This window comes from Halobacillus alkaliphilus, assembly GCF_900113125.1.
Taxonomy (GTDB): Bacteria; Bacillota; Bacilli; order Bacillales; family Halobacillaceae; genus Halobacillus; species Halobacillus alkaliphilus.
In genome coordinates, this window is sequence record NZ_FOOG01000003.1 from 82,782 (window position 1) to 100,528 (window position 17,747).

General features: G+C 40.2%; 14 protein-coding genes. 3 read left to right on the plus strand and 11 right to left on the minus strand.

Going from position 1 to position 17,747, the window contains the following annotated elements; translation table 11 throughout:
• Positions 1 to 313 (minus strand): CotD family spore coat protein (locus BMZ06_RS21020; protein ID WP_245755939.1); only part of this gene is annotated, 313 nt, incomplete at its 3' end.
• Positions 314 to 527: 214 nt separating this feature from the next.
• Complete coding sequence (locus tag BMZ06_RS03075; protein WP_089750025.1) at positions 528 to 935, minus strand: cytidine deaminase; 408 nt, start codon at positions 933 to 935, stop codon at positions 528 to 530.
• Positions 936 to 1,132: 197 nt separating this feature from the next.
• Here BMZ06_RS03075 and BMZ06_RS03080 point away from each other — a divergent pair, with 197 nt between their 5' ends.
• On the plus strand, positions 1,133 to 4,207 hold the full coding sequence (locus BMZ06_RS03080; RefSeq protein WP_089750027.1) for an efflux RND transporter permease subunit: 3,075 nt from the start codon (positions 1,133 to 1,135) through the stop codon (positions 4,205 to 4,207).
• Positions 4,208 to 4,513: 306 nt separating this feature from the next.
• Here BMZ06_RS03080 and BMZ06_RS03085 read toward each other — a convergent pair whose 3' ends face one another.
• On the minus strand, positions 4,514 to 4,870 hold the full coding sequence (locus BMZ06_RS03085; protein WP_089750029.1) for a YppE family protein: 357 nt from the start codon (positions 4,868 to 4,870) through the stop codon (positions 4,514 to 4,516).
• Positions 4,871 to 4,928: 58 nt separating this feature from the next.
• Positions 4,929 to 5,189: a hypothetical protein gene (locus BMZ06_RS03090; RefSeq protein WP_089750030.1), complete on the minus strand. Its 261-nt coding sequence runs from the start codon at positions 5,187 to 5,189 to the stop codon at positions 4,929 to 4,931.
• A 485-nt stretch (positions 5,190 to 5,674) separates the two neighbouring features.
• Here BMZ06_RS03090 and recU point away from each other — a divergent pair, with 485 nt between their 5' ends.
• Both recU and BMZ06_RS03100 read left to right on the plus strand, forming a co-directional pair.
• Positions 5,675 to 6,286, plus strand: coding sequence for a Holliday junction resolvase RecU (gene recU, locus BMZ06_RS03095; RefSeq protein ID WP_089750032.1), 612 nt, complete (start codon positions 5,675 to 5,677; stop codon positions 6,284 to 6,286).
• Complete coding sequence (locus BMZ06_RS03100; RefSeq protein ID WP_089750033.1) at positions 6,287 to 8,983, plus strand: transglycosylase domain-containing protein; 2,697 nt, start codon at positions 6,287 to 6,289, stop codon at positions 8,981 to 8,983.
• A 1,161-nt stretch (positions 8,984 to 10,144) separates the two neighbouring features.
• Here the strand turns inward: BMZ06_RS03100 and nth are convergent.
• From nth to dinG, 7 genes are all read right to left on the minus strand, one after another.
• The gene (nth, locus tag BMZ06_RS03105; RefSeq protein WP_089750036.1) at positions 10,145 to 10,807 is read right to left on the minus strand and encodes an endonuclease III; all 663 of its coding nucleotides are present in this window, start codon (positions 10,805 to 10,807) and stop codon (positions 10,145 to 10,147) included.
• A 10-nt stretch (positions 10,808 to 10,817) separates the two neighbouring features.
• On the minus strand, positions 10,818 to 11,522 hold the full coding sequence (locus BMZ06_RS03110) for a DnaD domain-containing protein (protein ID WP_089750038.1): 705 nt from the start codon (positions 11,520 to 11,522) through the stop codon (positions 10,818 to 10,820).
• A 78-nt stretch (positions 11,523 to 11,600) separates the two neighbouring features.
• Positions 11,601 to 12,893 carry an asparagine--tRNA ligase gene (gene asnS, locus BMZ06_RS03115; protein ID WP_089750040.1) on the minus strand — a complete coding sequence of 431 codons (1,293 nt, stop codon included), beginning with the start codon at positions 12,891 to 12,893 and terminating at the stop codon, positions 11,601 to 11,603.
• A 21-nt stretch (positions 12,894 to 12,914) separates the two neighbouring features.
• The gene (locus BMZ06_RS03120) at positions 12,915 to 14,099 is read right to left on the minus strand and encodes a pyridoxal phosphate-dependent aminotransferase (protein ID WP_089750042.1); all 1,185 of its coding nucleotides are present in this window, start codon (positions 14,097 to 14,099) and stop codon (positions 12,915 to 12,917) included.
• A 17-nt stretch (positions 14,100 to 14,116) separates the two neighbouring features.
• A complete protein-coding gene (locus tag BMZ06_RS03125; protein ID WP_245755940.1) occupies positions 14,117 to 14,638 on the minus strand; it encodes a cell wall elongation regulator TseB-like domain-containing protein in 522 nt (173 codons plus the stop codon).
• Positions 14,604 to 14,774, minus strand: a complete 171-nt coding sequence (locus tag BMZ06_RS03130) for a YpmA family protein (RefSeq protein ID WP_065814010.1) — start codon at positions 14,772 to 14,774, stop codon at positions 14,604 to 14,606. Before BMZ06_RS03130 ends, BMZ06_RS03125 begins: the two co-directional genes overlap by 35 nt.
• A gap of 101 nt (positions 14,775 to 14,875) precedes the next feature.
• Positions 14,876 to 17,668 (minus strand): ATP-dependent DNA helicase DinG, encoded by a 2,793-nt coding sequence (dinG, locus tag BMZ06_RS03135; protein WP_089750046.1) that lies wholly within the window; start codon positions 17,666 to 17,668, stop codon positions 14,876 to 14,878.
• Between the last annotated feature and the right edge of the window lie 79 nt (positions 17,669 to 17,747).

Sequence of the window (17,747 nt, forward strand, 5' to 3'; positions counted from 1 at the left end):
CCTGAGGCATCATCGGCATCTGGCCCTGACCCATTTGGTTTTGAGACATGTAATCCATCCAGTTATAATCTGGTGAAGATCCTTGCGGGAAGGCGTAATCCTGAGTTTGGAAAGAATTAGCCTCCGAAGTCATATAAGGGAAATAATGAAAATTATTTAGTAAATGATGGTTTTGAACTAATATGTGCGTCGGATGAATATAGTCTTGATTTTCTACAAAGTAATTGTCTACTACACATTGCTGTACCGGGCAAACGATCGGACGCCTGTCGCAGGAATGAGCGCCTTGACCTTGCATTGAATGGTGATGCATACAACTTTCACTCCTTATCGTCTATTCCTTATCAGCGTATGTCATGCATCTGCAAGATGTACTGGGCGAAATTATCATATTAATAAGAACTTTCCCATCGATCATAAAAGAAAAAAAGAAGCTTACAAAGTAGTCAAGATTAAATTCACGTTATTCCTGCTAAAGAAAAGAAAAAAGGAAGGATTGCATCCCTCCTTCTATGTAAAGCTATTACTTAAGAAGATTCCTCCGGCAGATCGGCGGATGAAAAAGAAAAAGGCAGTAATTCATCCATAGACAACGTTTTATAATCTCCTGAGAGATTAGAAGCATGAATCTTCACGCTCGAGTCAAAGAATTCACTCATTACTTGACGGCATGAACCACAAGGTGGAACGGGACGTTTTGTATCTGCGACTACAGCGAGTTCCTGAAATTTAACGTGCCCCTCTGAAATGGCCTTAAAAATGGCCACTCTTTCTGCACAGCACGCTACCGGATAAGCGGCATTCTCAATATTACATCCGGTGTACAGAGTTCCATCCGCTGTTAGAAGTGCTGCTCCTACAGGAAATTTTGAATAGGGAGTATAAGCCTTTTCCCGACTATCTTTAGCATGTTGAATTAACTCTTCCTGGTTCATATTATAACCTCCCTTTTATTGGGATGATAATTATAAAACAATTCCATATATATGTAAAGCGATTACAAAATGAAATAATCTCATCTAAAAACACATTCAGGACATTAATATTTGACACATGTGTCAAAAAAAAGTTTATACTTGATGTAATCATTAAATAGCTGCTTAATTTCAATGGTAATAAAGGAGGAACAGAGATGTCCAAAATACTTCAATTCAATAAGATCATTTGGGTTTTCATAATTCTGCTGATTTTCACAGGTATCTTTACTTATCTTCAGCTCCCAAAAAGAGAAATCCCCGAGATTAATGTTAATGTAGCATCGATTTCTACCGTATTCCCAGGGGCAACTCCTCAGGAAGTAGAAAGAACCGTCATTAATCCATTGGAAACAGAATTATTAAACATCCAGGGGGTAGACCAAGTCACCTCAGCATCAACCACAGGTTTTGGTTCCATTACCACTACACTTACTGGGGATGCTGAGCCGAATACAGTGAATTCAAAAATTCGTCAGGTGGTCTCTGACGTTTCTCGCGGATTCCCCGAAGAGGTACAAGATCCTGATGTAAATACAGACCTTAATTCCTCTTCTGTAGCTTCCTATCACTTACTCGCTGACAATGATGAAGACCTTTATAATCTTAGAGATACATTAGAAACATGGCGGGCCGAATTAACTGAAATTACTGGCGTAGAATCTATTCTTATTAAAGGCTTACCTGGGCAAAAAGTTTCCGTCAGCTTAGATAATACCCAGCTTAAAGAAAATCAATTATCTCCCTCACAGGTCATCTCATCCATACAGAACGAAATTGCACCTGCAGCAATAGGAACGGAACAGGAAGATAACAAAATTTATCAGCTTATCCTTGATAAATACTCAAATATTGATGAGTTATCGCAATTATCAATCGGTCAAAATAATGAAGGTGAAAGTTTAACTATTGAAGATATCGGGTCCATAAATGTAATCAATGAAGAAGTAGATGACCTGATCTCTTATGATGGAAAAGCAGCGTTATCTGTGACAATACTAGCCAAGGAAGGAGTAAATATATCTGCTTTACAGGATAGTATCACCTCTAGAATTAATACGCTCTCTAGTGAATTACCGGCTGCTATTGAGGTGGATCAATTCTACACTCAAAGTACAATTATAGAAGAAGTCTTCACAAATCTAATCACTTCGTTCTCCATCTCATTTTTTGCAGTAATCGTAATTATGGTGTTGGGTTTACCTATTTCTTCTGCTATTCTGGTAGCTTTGTCAATTCCAATTTCCATTATTATTGGACTTATTCCACTCCCCTACGTAGGAGTAGATTTAAACCAGATATCCATTATTGGAATGATTATTGCCATTGGAATACTCGTGGACGACGCCATTGTGGTTAATGATAATATTCAGCGAAGATTCCAGCTTGGAGATGGTCCTTTAGAAGGTACTATACGCGGGATTAAAGAGGTAAGAAAATCGATTGTTACCTCAACTCTTATGATTATCTTCAGCTTTTTCCCATTAACTTTCTTGTCAGGTTCAAACGGTGATTTTATAAGGGCTTTGCCAACCGTGCTCATCTTTACGATCCTTGCTTCAACTATCATTGCGTTAACCTTTATACCAACCGTTCAATATGCAAGAAAACGCCGGCAGAAAAAGCAAAATAAATCAAAAGCAGGTCTCCTTGGCGGGTTCTTTAATTGGATCGAACGTGTTTATGCCGATTCCATTCTGCCAAAGACTACTAAAAAACCGTGGCTCACTGCTCTTACAGGTTTAATTTTATGTGCTCTGCTTGCCACACTGGTTGTTCGCATTCCTTTTGAGTTCTTTCCTTCTGCGGACCGCCCTGAAGTTACTATTTCAGTAGAATACCCACAGGGAACGCCAATTGAAGAAACTCAATCACAACTGGAAGCAATGAAAGACTTTTTAACAGAGCAGGAAGAGAACATTACTGAATCCGCTATATATACGGGTACAGGTCTTCCTAACATATTCAATTCCTCCCTGAATCGTTCAGGTGAAAATACAGGACAGCTCTTAGTGAGAATAGACCGTGATGAAACCAGCGCTTCTTCCTTTATTAACAATTGGGAAGAGCCATTAAGAGAAGAATTTTCCAATGCAGAAGTATTTCTTGAAACCATTGTATCGGGTCCACCTCCGTCCCCGCCGGTTCAAGTAAAGATTCAAGGTCCAGAATTAGAGCCGCTCATTCAGGAAGCTAGAAGTGCAAGGGATCAACTGGCTGACATCGATGAAGCAGAAATTGCCACCATTAATGCAGGATCCGGGCAGCCATTCACACAGTTTAATCCAGACCGTGATAAGCTCGCTGAAAATAATATTCCGATCAGTCAAATTACCTCTCAGCTTCAGCTTGCTAACACTGGAGTGCCTCTTGGAACGTTTGATAATGGGGTGGAACGTCTTCCTCTGGAAATTATACTTGATGACGAAGATCCAAATGGGGTTAATTTAGAAAATTTAACGGTAGTCAGCCAGCAGAATCCAAGTGAAGGTCAACCACCTGCTTCCTTCTCCTTAGATGAACTCATCTCTCAGGAAGAGGTTGAACAAGTTGGGGCTATTCCTCATCTGAATGGCAAACGTACGATTACGGTCGAAGCTTATCCAAAAGAGGGTGCCGAAGAAGCATTTACAAGTAAGTCCAATGATGTTGTATCTGCAATTAAAGAAGACTTACCAGAGGGTTATTCTCTTGTAGAAAGCGGGGAGACAGACGCTCAAACAGAGTTCTTTGTTGAAGTTGCTAAACTGTTTGTGATCGTCTTGTTCCTGATTTATCTGACTATCGCCATCCAATTTAACTCGTTATTAATGCCAGTATTAATAACCGGAACTGTATTTTTGGCAGTTACAGGAGCTATTATTGGTCTATTCGTCTCCGGCCAGCCACTAAGTTTCTTAGCAGTTCTTGGAATTGTCTCATTATCTGGTATTGTTGTTCGTAATTCTGTAATATTGATTGAATTTATCGAGCAGAATAAAGAAACCTACTCATCTACGGTTGAAGCCGTAATAGAAGCAGGGCGTGCCAGAGTAAGGCCGATTGTCCTTACTTCTCTAACTTCAATTGCAGCTCTGACACCGATTATATTTACAGGTGATGTCTTGTTTAAGCCACTTGCAGTATCTATTGTGTCTGGCTTGTTATTTTCAACTATACTCACCCTGTTACTTGTACCTGCATTCTATTTAATTATCGTAAAAATTACGGGAAAGAAAACGACACACGAATAAACCTCCTATGCTTTTAAAAAGAATTAACAGTTCTATATAAACTTAGCTGCCGGTAAATCCGGCAGCTTTTTTAACTTAGGCTCTGTTATTCCGTGCTGATTTTAAGGTAAAGCTCCCGTTTGTTGAAGACTCAGTTTCGAGATAAATGGGTCCGTTACTAAAATGGGGATGAGGGTTGGTGGGGAAATAACTCGCTTTCCTATGGCCCTATTGCGTAATAAGCCTCTTATGAGAAATTTCTTCAGAGAAATCATAGAAGATCAACAAAAAAACCTCAGTGGCTACACTGAGGTTTCTAGCTATTTACTACCTGTTTTTTATATCACTTAATATCATATCCAGAACGTAATGAACGGATTGATATAATTCCTTAAACCTTTTCCGATGCACATCCACATAGTAGCTGTGCAAAATAATCATCTCGATATTTTCATTCGTAGATTTAATCTGATTTGGATGTACGCTTGCCCCTCGGTTTTTCACATACTCCTCAGCCTCTTCACTCCACAAACTGTTAAGTTCAAACATGGGCGAGGTTTCTTCCTTCACTTTTTCAAAAAAAGCGTGATTTTTTTTATCGACGGGACCCTCAGTTTCCAGAAATTGAGTATGGAGGTGATCGATCAGTTGCTTTAAATCTTTTGTATGTTTTTCTAACGCCAAAATATGTTCACACCTTTTTAGTTTACCTTACCATGATTATCTCTTTTATATCAATGAATCATATAGCTGAAACCTGGTCCTTTGGGTGATGATACTTCTCTCTAACCTGATCTTCCTTCCCAAGCCTTACTTCTTCAATCTGCTGCTTTAAATGAAATAATCCATCATAAAGGTCATCCATTTCTTTTCTATGGGCTACAGCCATACTAAATACAGTCTCATCCGTTCTTGTGGCTACCTGCTGCTTTAAACCTGACATTTTATCTTTCAATTTAAGCAGCTGCTCCTCGAATTCTGAAGAAGTGCGATATATTTGCACATTCATCTCCTCCTCTACCCTGATACCCTTTTAATTCTCCTGTTAATGTATAACTCCTTCCCCAATGACAAGACTAGAACTAATGCTACAAAACAAGTCAAATTGAACAAATACCTTCGACAGTAAAGGAGGACTCTTTATGCCAAAAAAGAAAGATCAAAAACCTAAAAAACCCGAACCTGCAAAAACGGATAACCCGAAGCTTGCTGGTGAAAACCGTCCATCCACTTAATAAGAGGGCTGCTGCTGAATAAATTAGCAGCAGCCTTTTTTAATCCCCCTTAAACAAGTTCTTTTTTTCGAATAGAATAATTAGTTCGGAAAATAAATGGTATAATTGTCCATGATTTGAACTTTTTGTCGAATGCTTAAAATAAATGAAACCTTTTAGTTGTCCATACGTCTAAAAAATTGAAGCCTTCACATATATCCTTGGAGGTTAATTTTTGGTATGATACTCTCATGGCTGCAGGGAGGTATAGTGAATGAAATATCCCAATGGAAAACGGTCGGCTAATGCAAAAAAATTTTCCGCACCTAAACAGCAAAAAAAGACTACATTTAGCAATCGTGGAATGACGCTGGAAGAAGATATCAGTTTAACGAACAAATACTACTTAGACTCTCAAATCGCAGTAGTTCATAAGAAACCAACCCCCGTCCAGATCGTAAACGTGGATTATCCCAAAAGAAGTGCTGCTGTAATAAAAGAAGCCTATTTTAAGCAAGCTTCTACCACAGATTTTAATGGGGTTTATCGCGGTAAGTATATTGATTTCGAAGCGAAAGAAACAAGAAATAAGACGTCATTCCCGTTAAGCAACGTTCATCAACACCAGATTGACCATATGAAAGCAGTGGATCAACAAGGTGGTATCTGTTTTATGATCATCAAGTTTGCTCCGTTGGAGGAAGTGTATTTACTTCCTTCCAAGCAACTATTTATATTTTGGGATGAGCAGTGGAAAGGCGGAAGAAAATCAATTCCCTACGCTTTTATTAAAAAGGAAGGTTACCACATTCCTTTCCATTTCCAGGCACGAGTTGATTACGCTGCTGCTTTGGATAAGCTTATTTCTGAATTGGAGGAGAACTAAATGGCAAACGAAAGCCAATCACGTACAGCAAGAAGAAATCAGATGAAGGCTTCTAAGAAAAAGAAAGGAAAGCCGTTGTTTAAGAAAATATTATTAACCATCCTCATCGTCGGTCTTGTATTAATGATCGGTACCGGAGGACTGTTCGCTTATTATATTTCAAGTGCACCTAAATTAGATGAATCGCAATTATCCACTCCTTTTTCTTCAAAAGTTTACGATATGAATGATAACCTGATTACAGATTTAGCAGGAGCAGAACGAAGAACCAAAGTAACTTATGACGACCTGCCACCAGTCCTCAAAGACGCGGTGATCGCTACAGAAGACTCAAGATTTTACGATCACATTGGTATTGACTTCAGAAGAATAGTAGCAGCGGTCGGAGCTAACATTACGAGCGGGTTCGGCGCAGAAGGTGCAAGTACCATTACTCAGCAGGTTGTAAAGAGGTCATTTCTAACGAGCAAAAAGACGATCGAAAGAAAGGTACAGGAACAGTATTTAGCTATCAAACTTGACCAGGAGTATTCGAAAGAAAAAATCCTGGAAATGTATATGAATAAAATCTATTACGGAGCAGGTGCTTATGGCGTTGCGGAAGCTGCTAAAACTTACTTTGGAAAAGAAGACTTAAGTGAGTTAACTTTACCGCAGGCAGCTCTGTTAGCTGGTCTGCCTCAGCGTCCGTCAGGCTATAATCCACTTGAAAACCCCGATCTTGCGAAAGATCGAATCAATACGGTGCTTAATTTGATGGTTATGCATGGGAAAATTTCAGAAGAAGAAGCCGAGGAAGCCAGAAAAACAAGTATAGAGGATATGATAGATAAAACAGAAACAGAAAAAAAAGAAACCCCCTATGATGCTTTTATTAAAAAAGTTAAAAAAGAAGTTGAAGCGAAAATGGACGGGGCAGATATTTTCAAAGATGGATTAAAAATCTATACCACTCTTGACCCTAAGGCACAAGATTCAGTGGAAGAGCTATTGAGCAGTGATGGCCCAATCTCCTGGCCGGATGATGAACTGAAAACAGGTGTGGCCGTCACAGATACAAAAACTGGAGCCATCCGCGCCATCGGTGGTGGTCGTGATTATCAGGGAAGCGATCTAAACTATGCTACTGAAATCACGAGACAGCCTGGTTCTACCTTTAAACCTATAATGGCTTATGGTCCTGCCATTCAATATGACAAAATCTCCACTTATCACCAGATTAAAGATGAAGAATATGAAATTAACGGAAAAGAAATTAATAATTTTGATAACCGTTTTAGAGGATGGGTCTCTGCAAGATATGCATTAAGTCGTTCCCTCAATATTCCGGCTATGAAAACCATGCAGGAAGTAGGGATGGACAAAGCAGAAGAATTCGCCTCAGGTCTAGGTATTTCCTACAATAATTCGAATATAGTCCCAGTAGATGCAATTGGTGGAAACATTGGCGTAAACCCTGTACAAATGGCAGGAGCTTACGCTGCCTTTGGGAATGAAGGTGTTTATAATGAACCCTATACAGTAAGAAAAATTGAAGTTCCTGGCGAAGATACACTAGATACGAAATCGGAACCAAAATCAGCCATGGACAGTTATACCGCTTATATGATCAGTGACATGCTGCAGACCACCATGTCTGAAGGGTCAGGTCAGGCAGCTAATGTCTCCGGTCTCCCTGAAGCCGGAAAAACCGGAACGACAAACCGCGGGGATAGTGCACCAGATTCCTGGTTTAATGGTTATACAACCAACTACTCTATATCCATATGGACCGGCTATAATGACATGAAAGGTTTATCACAGGCCGGAAAAGATATACCGAAACAGATTTTCAAACCCCTGATGACTCAATTATCAGAAGGTAAAGAAACAGCTGACTTCAATAAGCCAGAATCTGTTGTACAAGTCGAAGTTGAAGAAGGATCTCGTCCAGCTAAGCTCCCTAGTTCGAATACACCGCAGAGCCGGGTTGTAACGGAGCTTTTCCACGTCGATAACCAGCCATCAAAGGTTTCTAAGACATTTAAACAGCTGGACCCTGTAGATTCTCTGACAGGAAAATATAACGAAGGCTCAAATTCCATTGATTTAAACTGGTCCTACGGCGATACAGAAGATGTTTCATTCCAGGTCTCCGTATCGATTGATGGTGGGGATTATAGAGAATTAACTACGACAAAAGATAAAAGCGCCAGCGTTTCTAATGTTCAGCAAGGGGCAACCTATCAATTTGCAGTCAAAGCTGTAAGTGAAAGTGGTGAAGCCGAAAGCAGTGAATCCACAGGAGAAAGAGTTCAAGTACCTGGAGTCCAAGGAAATCCATTAGAAACTCCTGAAGAGGAGTCTCCTGATGAAGAGCCTTCTACGGAGGAGAATCCTGAAGAACAAGCTCCAGAAGAAAATAATGAAGATACCCCATCAAATGAAGAAGGCACTCCGCCTGAAGAAAATACAGATGAAGAACCTCCTGCCCCTGGGGAAGGCAATGAAGAAGGTAATGAGAATGACCAGGAGGAAAACAGCGGAGAAGGAAACAATCAGGAAAACGGGAATCAAGGCTCTGATAATTCCGGGAATAACAGTGAAAACGGGGATGCTGAAGGTTCTGAAGACAGCAATAATGAAGAAACCCCTGAAGAGCCTGCCCCTGAGCAGCCTAATACAGACGAACAAGAACCTACAGACGAAGCTGCTTAAAAAAGGAATTTCGGAAGGCCACTGAAAAACTGAAGGTTTATGAAAGGTAGAATTCAGAAAAGCGGATTGCATGGAATATTTTTCCATACAATCCGCTTTTCTTATATTTTCATGAGGCTTGTACTCTTTATTCCTTCATTAGTTTCACGATTCTCTCACAATCGTTGTAACAATTGCCTTGGCGCCTTGCGGGCGCCTTCTTTCAAGACCCGAAGATGAGGCAATCTCATATTCTTCCCTATGCTTTAATTCACTATTTTTCGCTTCAATCTTATACCGCAAAGCCAAGATTCGGTTTCTTTTCAATAAATTCGACCATAGTCCAGTTTAGCTTGCGGAATCCCTAATATTAGTTTCTCAGGAAACTTTTTCTCCATCGATTCATCCACGGAATAAATCATTTTACGGACGTTCTTGGAACGGGTACGCAATACTTCTTAATGAGATGTCTGGTTGTATCGAACTTTCGTGTCGCCGCTTCAAGGGTGAGAGCTTGGGTTGAATCATGCCTTTTTTCAAGCAACCTCCACGTTTTTTTCCGATCAATAGATCTAAAAGATTTTCGTCTTTTAGACGTCTGCGACGGAAATAAGCTAATAGGCTCGGATTAATGGCGTCATCCTCTGGGGCAGTTCAAAGAGTATTTAGAAGGTCATGTCGATTTAAAACTCGTTCTACGACTTCCGCGTGAGACAGCGTATAGATAAGTTCTCAGGAGGAGAGATTTGAACATACGAATGGGATGAATAGCATTCCAGCCATTATCATAACAGTATTTGTCCTTCAGTTCGTCTTAAACGGAGGATAAATCTATAGGGTCGCTGATTTTCCGAATAAGGTGGTCCTTAGGGACCACCTTATCGTAAATCCCCTCATACTGACTTAAATTCATGGATAATTGACGGTCTAACATGGAATCCTTCACTTTTATGTATTCCTTTCATAGTACAAAAAAATAGTGATTTTCTTTTATAGATCAAAGAAAATCACTATTTTTAGATAGACCACTGTTGATGCCACTTTGAGCGTTCGATGGTGACGCCTGCGGCAGGCATCCATCGACAAGCGATTCGTGAGAATCAACAACAACCTTTAATAACTCATCTTGATAGAAAGGGGTTTTCAGTGGCTTCCCATTTCGGAGTTCGCTTTTTAATTTTTTTACTGCTCTCTTGTTTCTTGTTTTTTCATTCGCTTTTTCCCTTCTCTGCATAAAACCAAGAGAGGGCATTCTTCACAATTTGGTCTTTTGGCTTTACAGTGGTAGCGGCCAAAAAAAATCATACGATGATGGGTAACGCTCCACTCATCTTTTGGAACTTTTCTCATCAGCGTTTTTTCCACTTCCAGAACGGAATCTTTCCAGCGGCATATGCCTAATCGCTTGGAAACACGCTCAACATGAGTATCCACAGCAATTGCGGGTTCATTAAATGCTACTGATGCTACGACATTGGCTGTCTTCCTACCTACTCCTGCCAGGCTTTCTAACTCCTCTTTGGTAGGTGGAACTTGACCGTCAAACTGATCCACTAACGTTTGAGAAAGCTTTTTAATATTTTTAGCCTTATTACGATAAAGACCAATTCGCTTAATATCATTCTGTAATTCTTCAAGAGGTACCTCAATATAATCAAAGGGTGTCCTGTATTTTTGAAACAATCCAGGTGTGACTTTATTAACAAGTGAGTCTGTGGCTTGAGCGGATAACACAACAGCTACGAGCAATTCGAAGGGATTCGAATGGTTTAATTCGCACTCTGCCTCAGGAAACATCTGTTTAAAAACGTCTAAACAATAACGTATTTGTGTTTTATTCAGCATAGTAGGCTTTTTATGAATCCTCCTCTAACCAATTGTAGTATAAAGATACATCACGTTTTTTTTGCTTGTTTTCTTCTTCTTTCTTTCTTGAACTGTTGTTTCCGCCCTGGCGGAACTGTTTTCCCTGCTCGCGTGCCTGCTCGACTGTATGAACACCTTTTCTCTTCCACTCCCTTAGAATGCGGTCAATGTACTTGAAATTTAGTTTGCTCATTAATACCGCTTCCCGTAAGGCAGCTTTAATTAAAGCAGGGGATTGCTGTTCTTCATCGAGCCATATATTAATATTTTCTATCTCAAAAGGAGATAATGGTCTTCCGAACTCCTGCTCAAATAATGGAAAAATATTCTCATTAAACTCCTGGGATTCTTCCCTTCGCCTTGGTGTGTAGCTGAACAGCTTATCCCAAAGAGGTTCAAGAGAGTAACATTCCGTCAAGACCTGCTGCTCGTTCTGCTGCTGCTCAATTTGCAGCAGTTGCTTTTGAATCAAGCTGCGAAGAATGCGTGAACATTCTTGACTGGAAACGGATAGGTATTGGGCTATTTCCTCGGGAGTAGGGAATAAATTCCCTTCCGCTCGGAAACGGTGAAGCTGAAGAAGTAAAAGAAGTTCTCTTTCTCCCATACCCAATTTTTGGTAATCCGTTAGCAGCTGCTTCGGTATCATCATTTGATTGTCTATCATTGTTTGAAAGCTTTGATACTTAGCCATACGTTTCACTCCCGATTATGATTTCAAAGAAAAACACCGATAACGCCATGAGGCGGGTAATCGGTGTTTTTCCCGTACTTAAGGATACAGTCGATTCAACAATCTAGGGAATGGAATAGTTTCACGCACGTGCTCTACACCTGCGATCCAGGCTACTGTTCGTTCCAATCCAAGCCCAAATCCAGAATGAGGTACACTTCCGTATTCTCGAAGCTGCAAGTACCAATTATAAGCGTCACCCGTCAACCCGTGGTCCTCGTAGCGTTGTTTCATAAGTTCTAAATCATCAATTCGCTGAGACCCTCCGATAATTTCACCATAACCTTCAGGGGCTATCAAATCAGCGCACAAGACCACTTCTGGTCTAGCTGGGTCAGGCTTCATATAAAAGGCTTTAATCTCTGCTGGATAATTCGTGATAAAAACAGGTTTATCATAACTTTCAGCTATAGCTGTTTCGTGGGGAGCTCCAAAATCATCTCCCCATTCAATGTCATCAAATCCTTTTTCCTTCACAAGCTGGATGGCTTCATCGTAACTAATGCGAGGAAATGGAGCTTGAATCTTTTCTAACTGCCCGGTGTCACGTCCGAGCGCTTCCAGTTCAATCTTACAGTTCTTGAGTACAGATTGTACAACATGAGACACATACTGCTCCTGAACTTCGAGACTATCTTCGTGATCCATAAACGCCATTTCCGGCTCAATCATCCAAAATTCAATTAAATGCCTTCGGGTCTTTGATTTCTCAGCTCGGAATGTTGGTCCAAAGCTGAACACCTTACCAAAGGCCATCGCTGCAGCTTCCATATATAACTGACCGCTCTGAGACAAATAGGCGTCTTCTTCAAAGTATTTGGTATGGAAAAGTTCTGTTGTTCCTTCAGCCGAAGATCCGGTTAAGATCGGGGGATCAATTTTTACATACCCATTTTCATTAAAGAATTCATAAGTTGCCCGAATAATTTCATTCCGGATTTTCATGACTCCATGCTGGCGTTTAGAACGTAACCACAAATGTCTGTGATCCATTAGAAATTCAGTGCCGTGCTCTTTAGGTGTGATTGGGTAGTCCACAGCTTCGTGAATGATCTCGAAGTCCGTCACTTGCATTTCATACCCTAATGGAGACCTGGTATCCTCAACAATCGTGCCTGTTACATACATGGAGGATTCCTGGGTAAGTGCTTTTGCCTCCTGAAATTTATCTTCTCCAATATCGGCTTTTACTACGATTCCTTGCATAAATCCAGTTCCATCCCGTAACTGAAGAAAAGCAATTTTTCCGCTTGAACGCTTATTAGCAAGCCAAGCTCCTATAGTAATTTCTTCATTAAGATGTTTTGAAACTTGAGAAATTGTTGTTTTCACGCTTATACCTCCAGCTTAACTTTAAGATTGATGGTTGTGTACAAATTGTTTAATTCTATCTGCTGCCTTTTCAAGTTGATCTAACGAAGTGGCGTAGGATAAACGAACGTTTTGTGGAGCTCCAAATCCTGAACCAGGAACTAAAGCTACCTTTTCCTGATCAAGAAGGGCTTTTACCCATTCGTCTACATTTGAAAAACCACCTGCTTCAGCCGCCTTTTGTACATTCGGAAATAAGTAGAAGGCACCTGAAGGTTTTACACAATCTACGCCTGGAATTGATGTAAGTTTTTCATAAAGAACCTCCAGTCGCTCTTTAAATGCCTCTCTCATTTCATTTACTTCCTCATTACTTCCAATATAGGCAGCAAGAGCGGCATATTGAGCAATGGAAGTCGGATTGGAAGTTGAGTGAGACGCCATGTTAGACATAGCTTTAATAATGGATTTGTTACCGGCAGCAAACCCTATTCTCCACCCTGTCATCGAATGAGATTTAGAAACTCCATTTATGATGACGGTCTGGTTATAAAGCTCGTCGGATAATTGAGCAATGGAAACATGTTCTTCGGACGTATAAACAAGCTTCTCATAAATTTCATCCGAAATAATTAAAATATCATGATCAAGACAAACTTGACCCAGGGCTTTCAGTTCTTTTTCCGAATACATCATCCCAGTGGGATTACTTGGTGAATTTATTACAATGGCTTTCGTTCGCTCAGAAATAGAAGCCTTCAATTGTTCAGGCGTAATCTTGAAGTTATTTGATTCATCAGCCGGGACGATGACAGGCTTCCCTTCCGCTAATTTAATCTGCTCGGGATAGCTCACCCAGTAAGGAGCAGGAACGATAACCTCATCATCTTTATTCAATAACACTTGAAAAAGGGTGAAAAGAGCGTGTTTTGCACCAGTAGTAACAATGATTTGCTCATTCGTATAGGTTAAGTTTTGATCTCGTTTTAATTTTGCAGTTATGGCATTCTTTAACTCAGGTATTCCGCCTGCTGGTGTATATTTTGTTAAACCTTCATCCATCGCTCTTTTAGCTGCGTCTAAAATATGGGCAGGTGTATTGAAGTCAGGTTCTCCTGCTCCTAGACCTATCACATCATGACCCTCTGCTTTTAAAGCCTTAGCCTGTGCTGTGATCGCCAGGGTACTAGAAGGGGTAAGGGATTGAACACGGTTAGCTAATTCCATTATTATCCACTCCTTTTTTAATTTTGTTTAAATGCAAATCGCTGATCAAATCGTTCTCCATTTAGATTATAGTAATCAAATACATATCGATTCTGCGAGTCTACATACGTAATTTCATAAACCGGCTGTTCTTCTTCGTAACCTAATTGGATATTTTTAAATATACAATTTTGACACTCAGTTCTCCAGTTCTGCTTCAGCTGTTGCTCAGCTATAATTTCCAGGTTCATTTGTTCATTCAAGATCTTGTGGTTGGACAAATCGATGAAAAGAATCCCTTCTTCACCACTTTGAGTTTTTCCTTTCACAATATGTACCTTACTTTTACCGTGATAGATGCTTACTTTTTCAACTGTAGCAATCTCCGTCTGGTTAAGCGCCATTTCACGGGCTTCTTCCTCTCCAGCGTGAAGATCCTTGTTAATACTTACGTACATCCATACAGCCAAAGCCCCGCCGAGAAAGAAGAGAGCTCCTATAATGATAAAGCTCCACTTCAGCCAGCTAGGTACGGTAAATGGTGAAGACTGCGGTTTCATTGTCCTCATCATCAAGTGCCAACCCAAACATTAGATTTTTATCCTTCAAGGTACGGTTTAAAGTATCCACAATTTTATATAGGTCGTCAGATTTTTGAATACGGACCGTTGAAAGGGTTTCTACTTTATTTTCCACATGATTCCCTCCATGATTCAGAAATAATTTTTTTATCTTTTAATCAAGCCCTTCCTAGTATAACAGGTTAGAAGGGCCATGTTGATTGAAATTACCTTGGATTACAACCATTGTTCCATTTGATTGATAAGCTCCCGGGTAGACCGATAGCTGACCGGAACTTCTGGAATGGAATTTAAAAAGTACTTCCCATATCTTGCTTCCATAAGCCGCTGATCACATATGAAAACAACTCCTCGATCCGTACTGGACCGAATGAGTCTTCCAAATCCTTGTTTAAACCTGATAATGGCTTGGGGAAGTGACCTCTCCATAAAAGAGTTTCGGCCACTTTCTTTCATTTGAGCGTCTCTCTTGGACTGAACCGGCTGATCTGGCGGTTGGAATGGCAGACGCACCATTACTAAACAGGAAAGGTCCTCACCTGGAATATCCACTCCTTCCCAGAATGAACTTGTTCCTAATAGAATGGATTGCTCAAACGACTGAAAATTCTTCTTTAGTCGATCTCGGCTCCCGCTTGACACCCCTTGAGCGAATATCATGAATTCTTCCGGATCAATAATCTCCTTCAGCAAGCTGTAGGTTTTTCTAAGCATATCATACGAAGTAAACAAGACAAGCATTCTTCCTTTGGTCACTTCGGCAATGGAATAGATCGCTTCACTAATGGCATCGATATATTCATCTGGATTACGTTTAATATCCGGAAAATCATTGGGCACCATTACCTGTACCTGCCGATCATAAGAGTATGGTGAAGGAATAATTGATTCCACCAAGTCCTCCTGATCTATACCCAATAGTTCTTTCATATAAGAAAAAGAACCATCTGTAGATAGAGTCGCACTCGTAAGCACTACACTCTCTTTTTTATGGAATAATTCCTCTCTCAGTAAATCTGCAATGTTGAGTGGTTCACTAAACAGGTAAATCGAATTATTTGCCCCTTCTCCCTCTATTTCTATCCATTTCACCAGTTCTTCAGTATTAGAGTCAAAGTAATCCATTAATTGCTTTCGGATCTGATGGCAAAGTTCAATGTGTCTATCGAGTCTAGTTATTAAAATTGGTAACGAGTGATCCTCTGCCATACTGACAGCCAATCGCATTTGTTCACGCATGTGATCCATTCCTGTAATTAACTTGAATAATAAAGCAGTAAAACGGAGTGACATCTCCCTGGCAGTTGACTGGAACCCTGATGACTCTCCCATTTTTAATGCATACTGAATGCGGCCCACATCACTTTTTTTTCTGTCCCCTTTGTTTTCCCTTTTGATGCTTTGAAAAATATACTTGGACAGTTGATTCAGTTCTTCTTTTGCTTCATCCACTGTTGCCTGACACTTTTTCGCCTCTTTGTAAAAGGATTCACGAAAAACCCATTGGCGGTAGGTACTTTTTTTAAACATATCACTAAACTGACTGAGCTGTCTTTGCAGTTCCTTATAATTCATCCTTATTCCAAAATAACGACTGGCTACAGGTTCAAGGTGATGAGCTTCATCTATAATGGCACGATCATAGGCTGGCAGTCTTTGTTCTTCACTTACTAAGTCCATACAGAACAAAGCATGGTTCGTAATTAGAAGATCCGCATGAGAAGCTTTTTCTTGAGCCCAATGGTAGAAAGAATCTTCCCCTAAATCTAAATCAACCGTCTTGGTTGATTGTTCAGCTGAAACCTTGTGCCAGAATTGCCTGCCATTAGAAGGCAATTGAATTTCATCCACATCTCCCGTGGCTGTTTCTGTAAGCCAAACTAGAATAATTGCTTTTGTAAGGGCAATATCATAGTTGTCCTGCCGGGATTGTTCAAGTTCATAACTAAAGTGAATCAAACTGATATAATGACTTCTTCCTTTATAAAGAACTGTACGAATAGGACGTTTAAATAAATGCTCTAAACTTGGAATCTCCTCTTCAAGCAGCTGTTGCTGTAAGCTGGTGGTATGAGTCGTTACAAGAACCCGCTGACCGTTTTGGACGGCATAATATAAGGAGGCTAATAAATAAGCGATGGACTTTCCTGTCCCTGCTCCCGCTTCAATCAGGGCATGCTTTGATTTGTCTAATGAGTTAAACACCAGTTCAGTCATATCCCTTTGCCCCGTACGGGATTCATAATGCTTCATGACTTTCTTCATGCCTTCCTCATCTTCATAAGCTTCTTCTATCCATTTACTAAAAGAAGGAAGTTGAGCAGAACTTTCCGCTTGAGGATGGCTGGATTTTTTTACTGGAATTCCATGTATTAACGTGTAGCCCTCTTCTTTCTCAAGAGAGTAACGTTTGTCGTCCCTTATTTTTGTTATAAAAGGACGCAGCTCACTTTTAAGCTTGTCTTCTACCTTCAGTAAATGAAACAAGGTGCGCTCAGGAAGACGACTCATTCGATTAAGCAAATAAATCAGCAAATCTCTTGTCACTTGGGCGTCTGATAAGGCTCTATGAGGACGGTCATGTCCCATCCCTAAAAGCTCTGCCAGCTGTCCCAGTTTGAAAGTAGGGGAAGTAGGTATTAAAATTCGTGCGAGTTCTACGGTGTCAATAACAGGATTATGTAATGGTTCGTATCCGCATCGTTTAAATTCACCATTAAGAAACCCAAGATCAAATTCAATATTATGGGCAACAATATAGCTGTCTTTAATAAGATGATAAACCTCATCTATAATTTCTGAAAAAAAGGGAGCATCCAATACGTCCTCTTCCTCTATCCCTGTTAATGAGGTAATAAACGGAGGGATACCCCTGTCAGGGTAAATAAGAGAAGAGAACTCTTTGATGACGGAGCCTGTCTCTTTCGTAATCACGATCCCTATCTCAATGATCCGATCTTCTTTAGCGTTTCCTGTCGTTTCTAAATCCACAATCGCAAATGTAGTCATCAATATCCCTCTTTCAAACTTCACTTAATAGCAAAAAGGAAGGATCCCGCCTTATATGATGCCCTGGCAAAGATCCCCT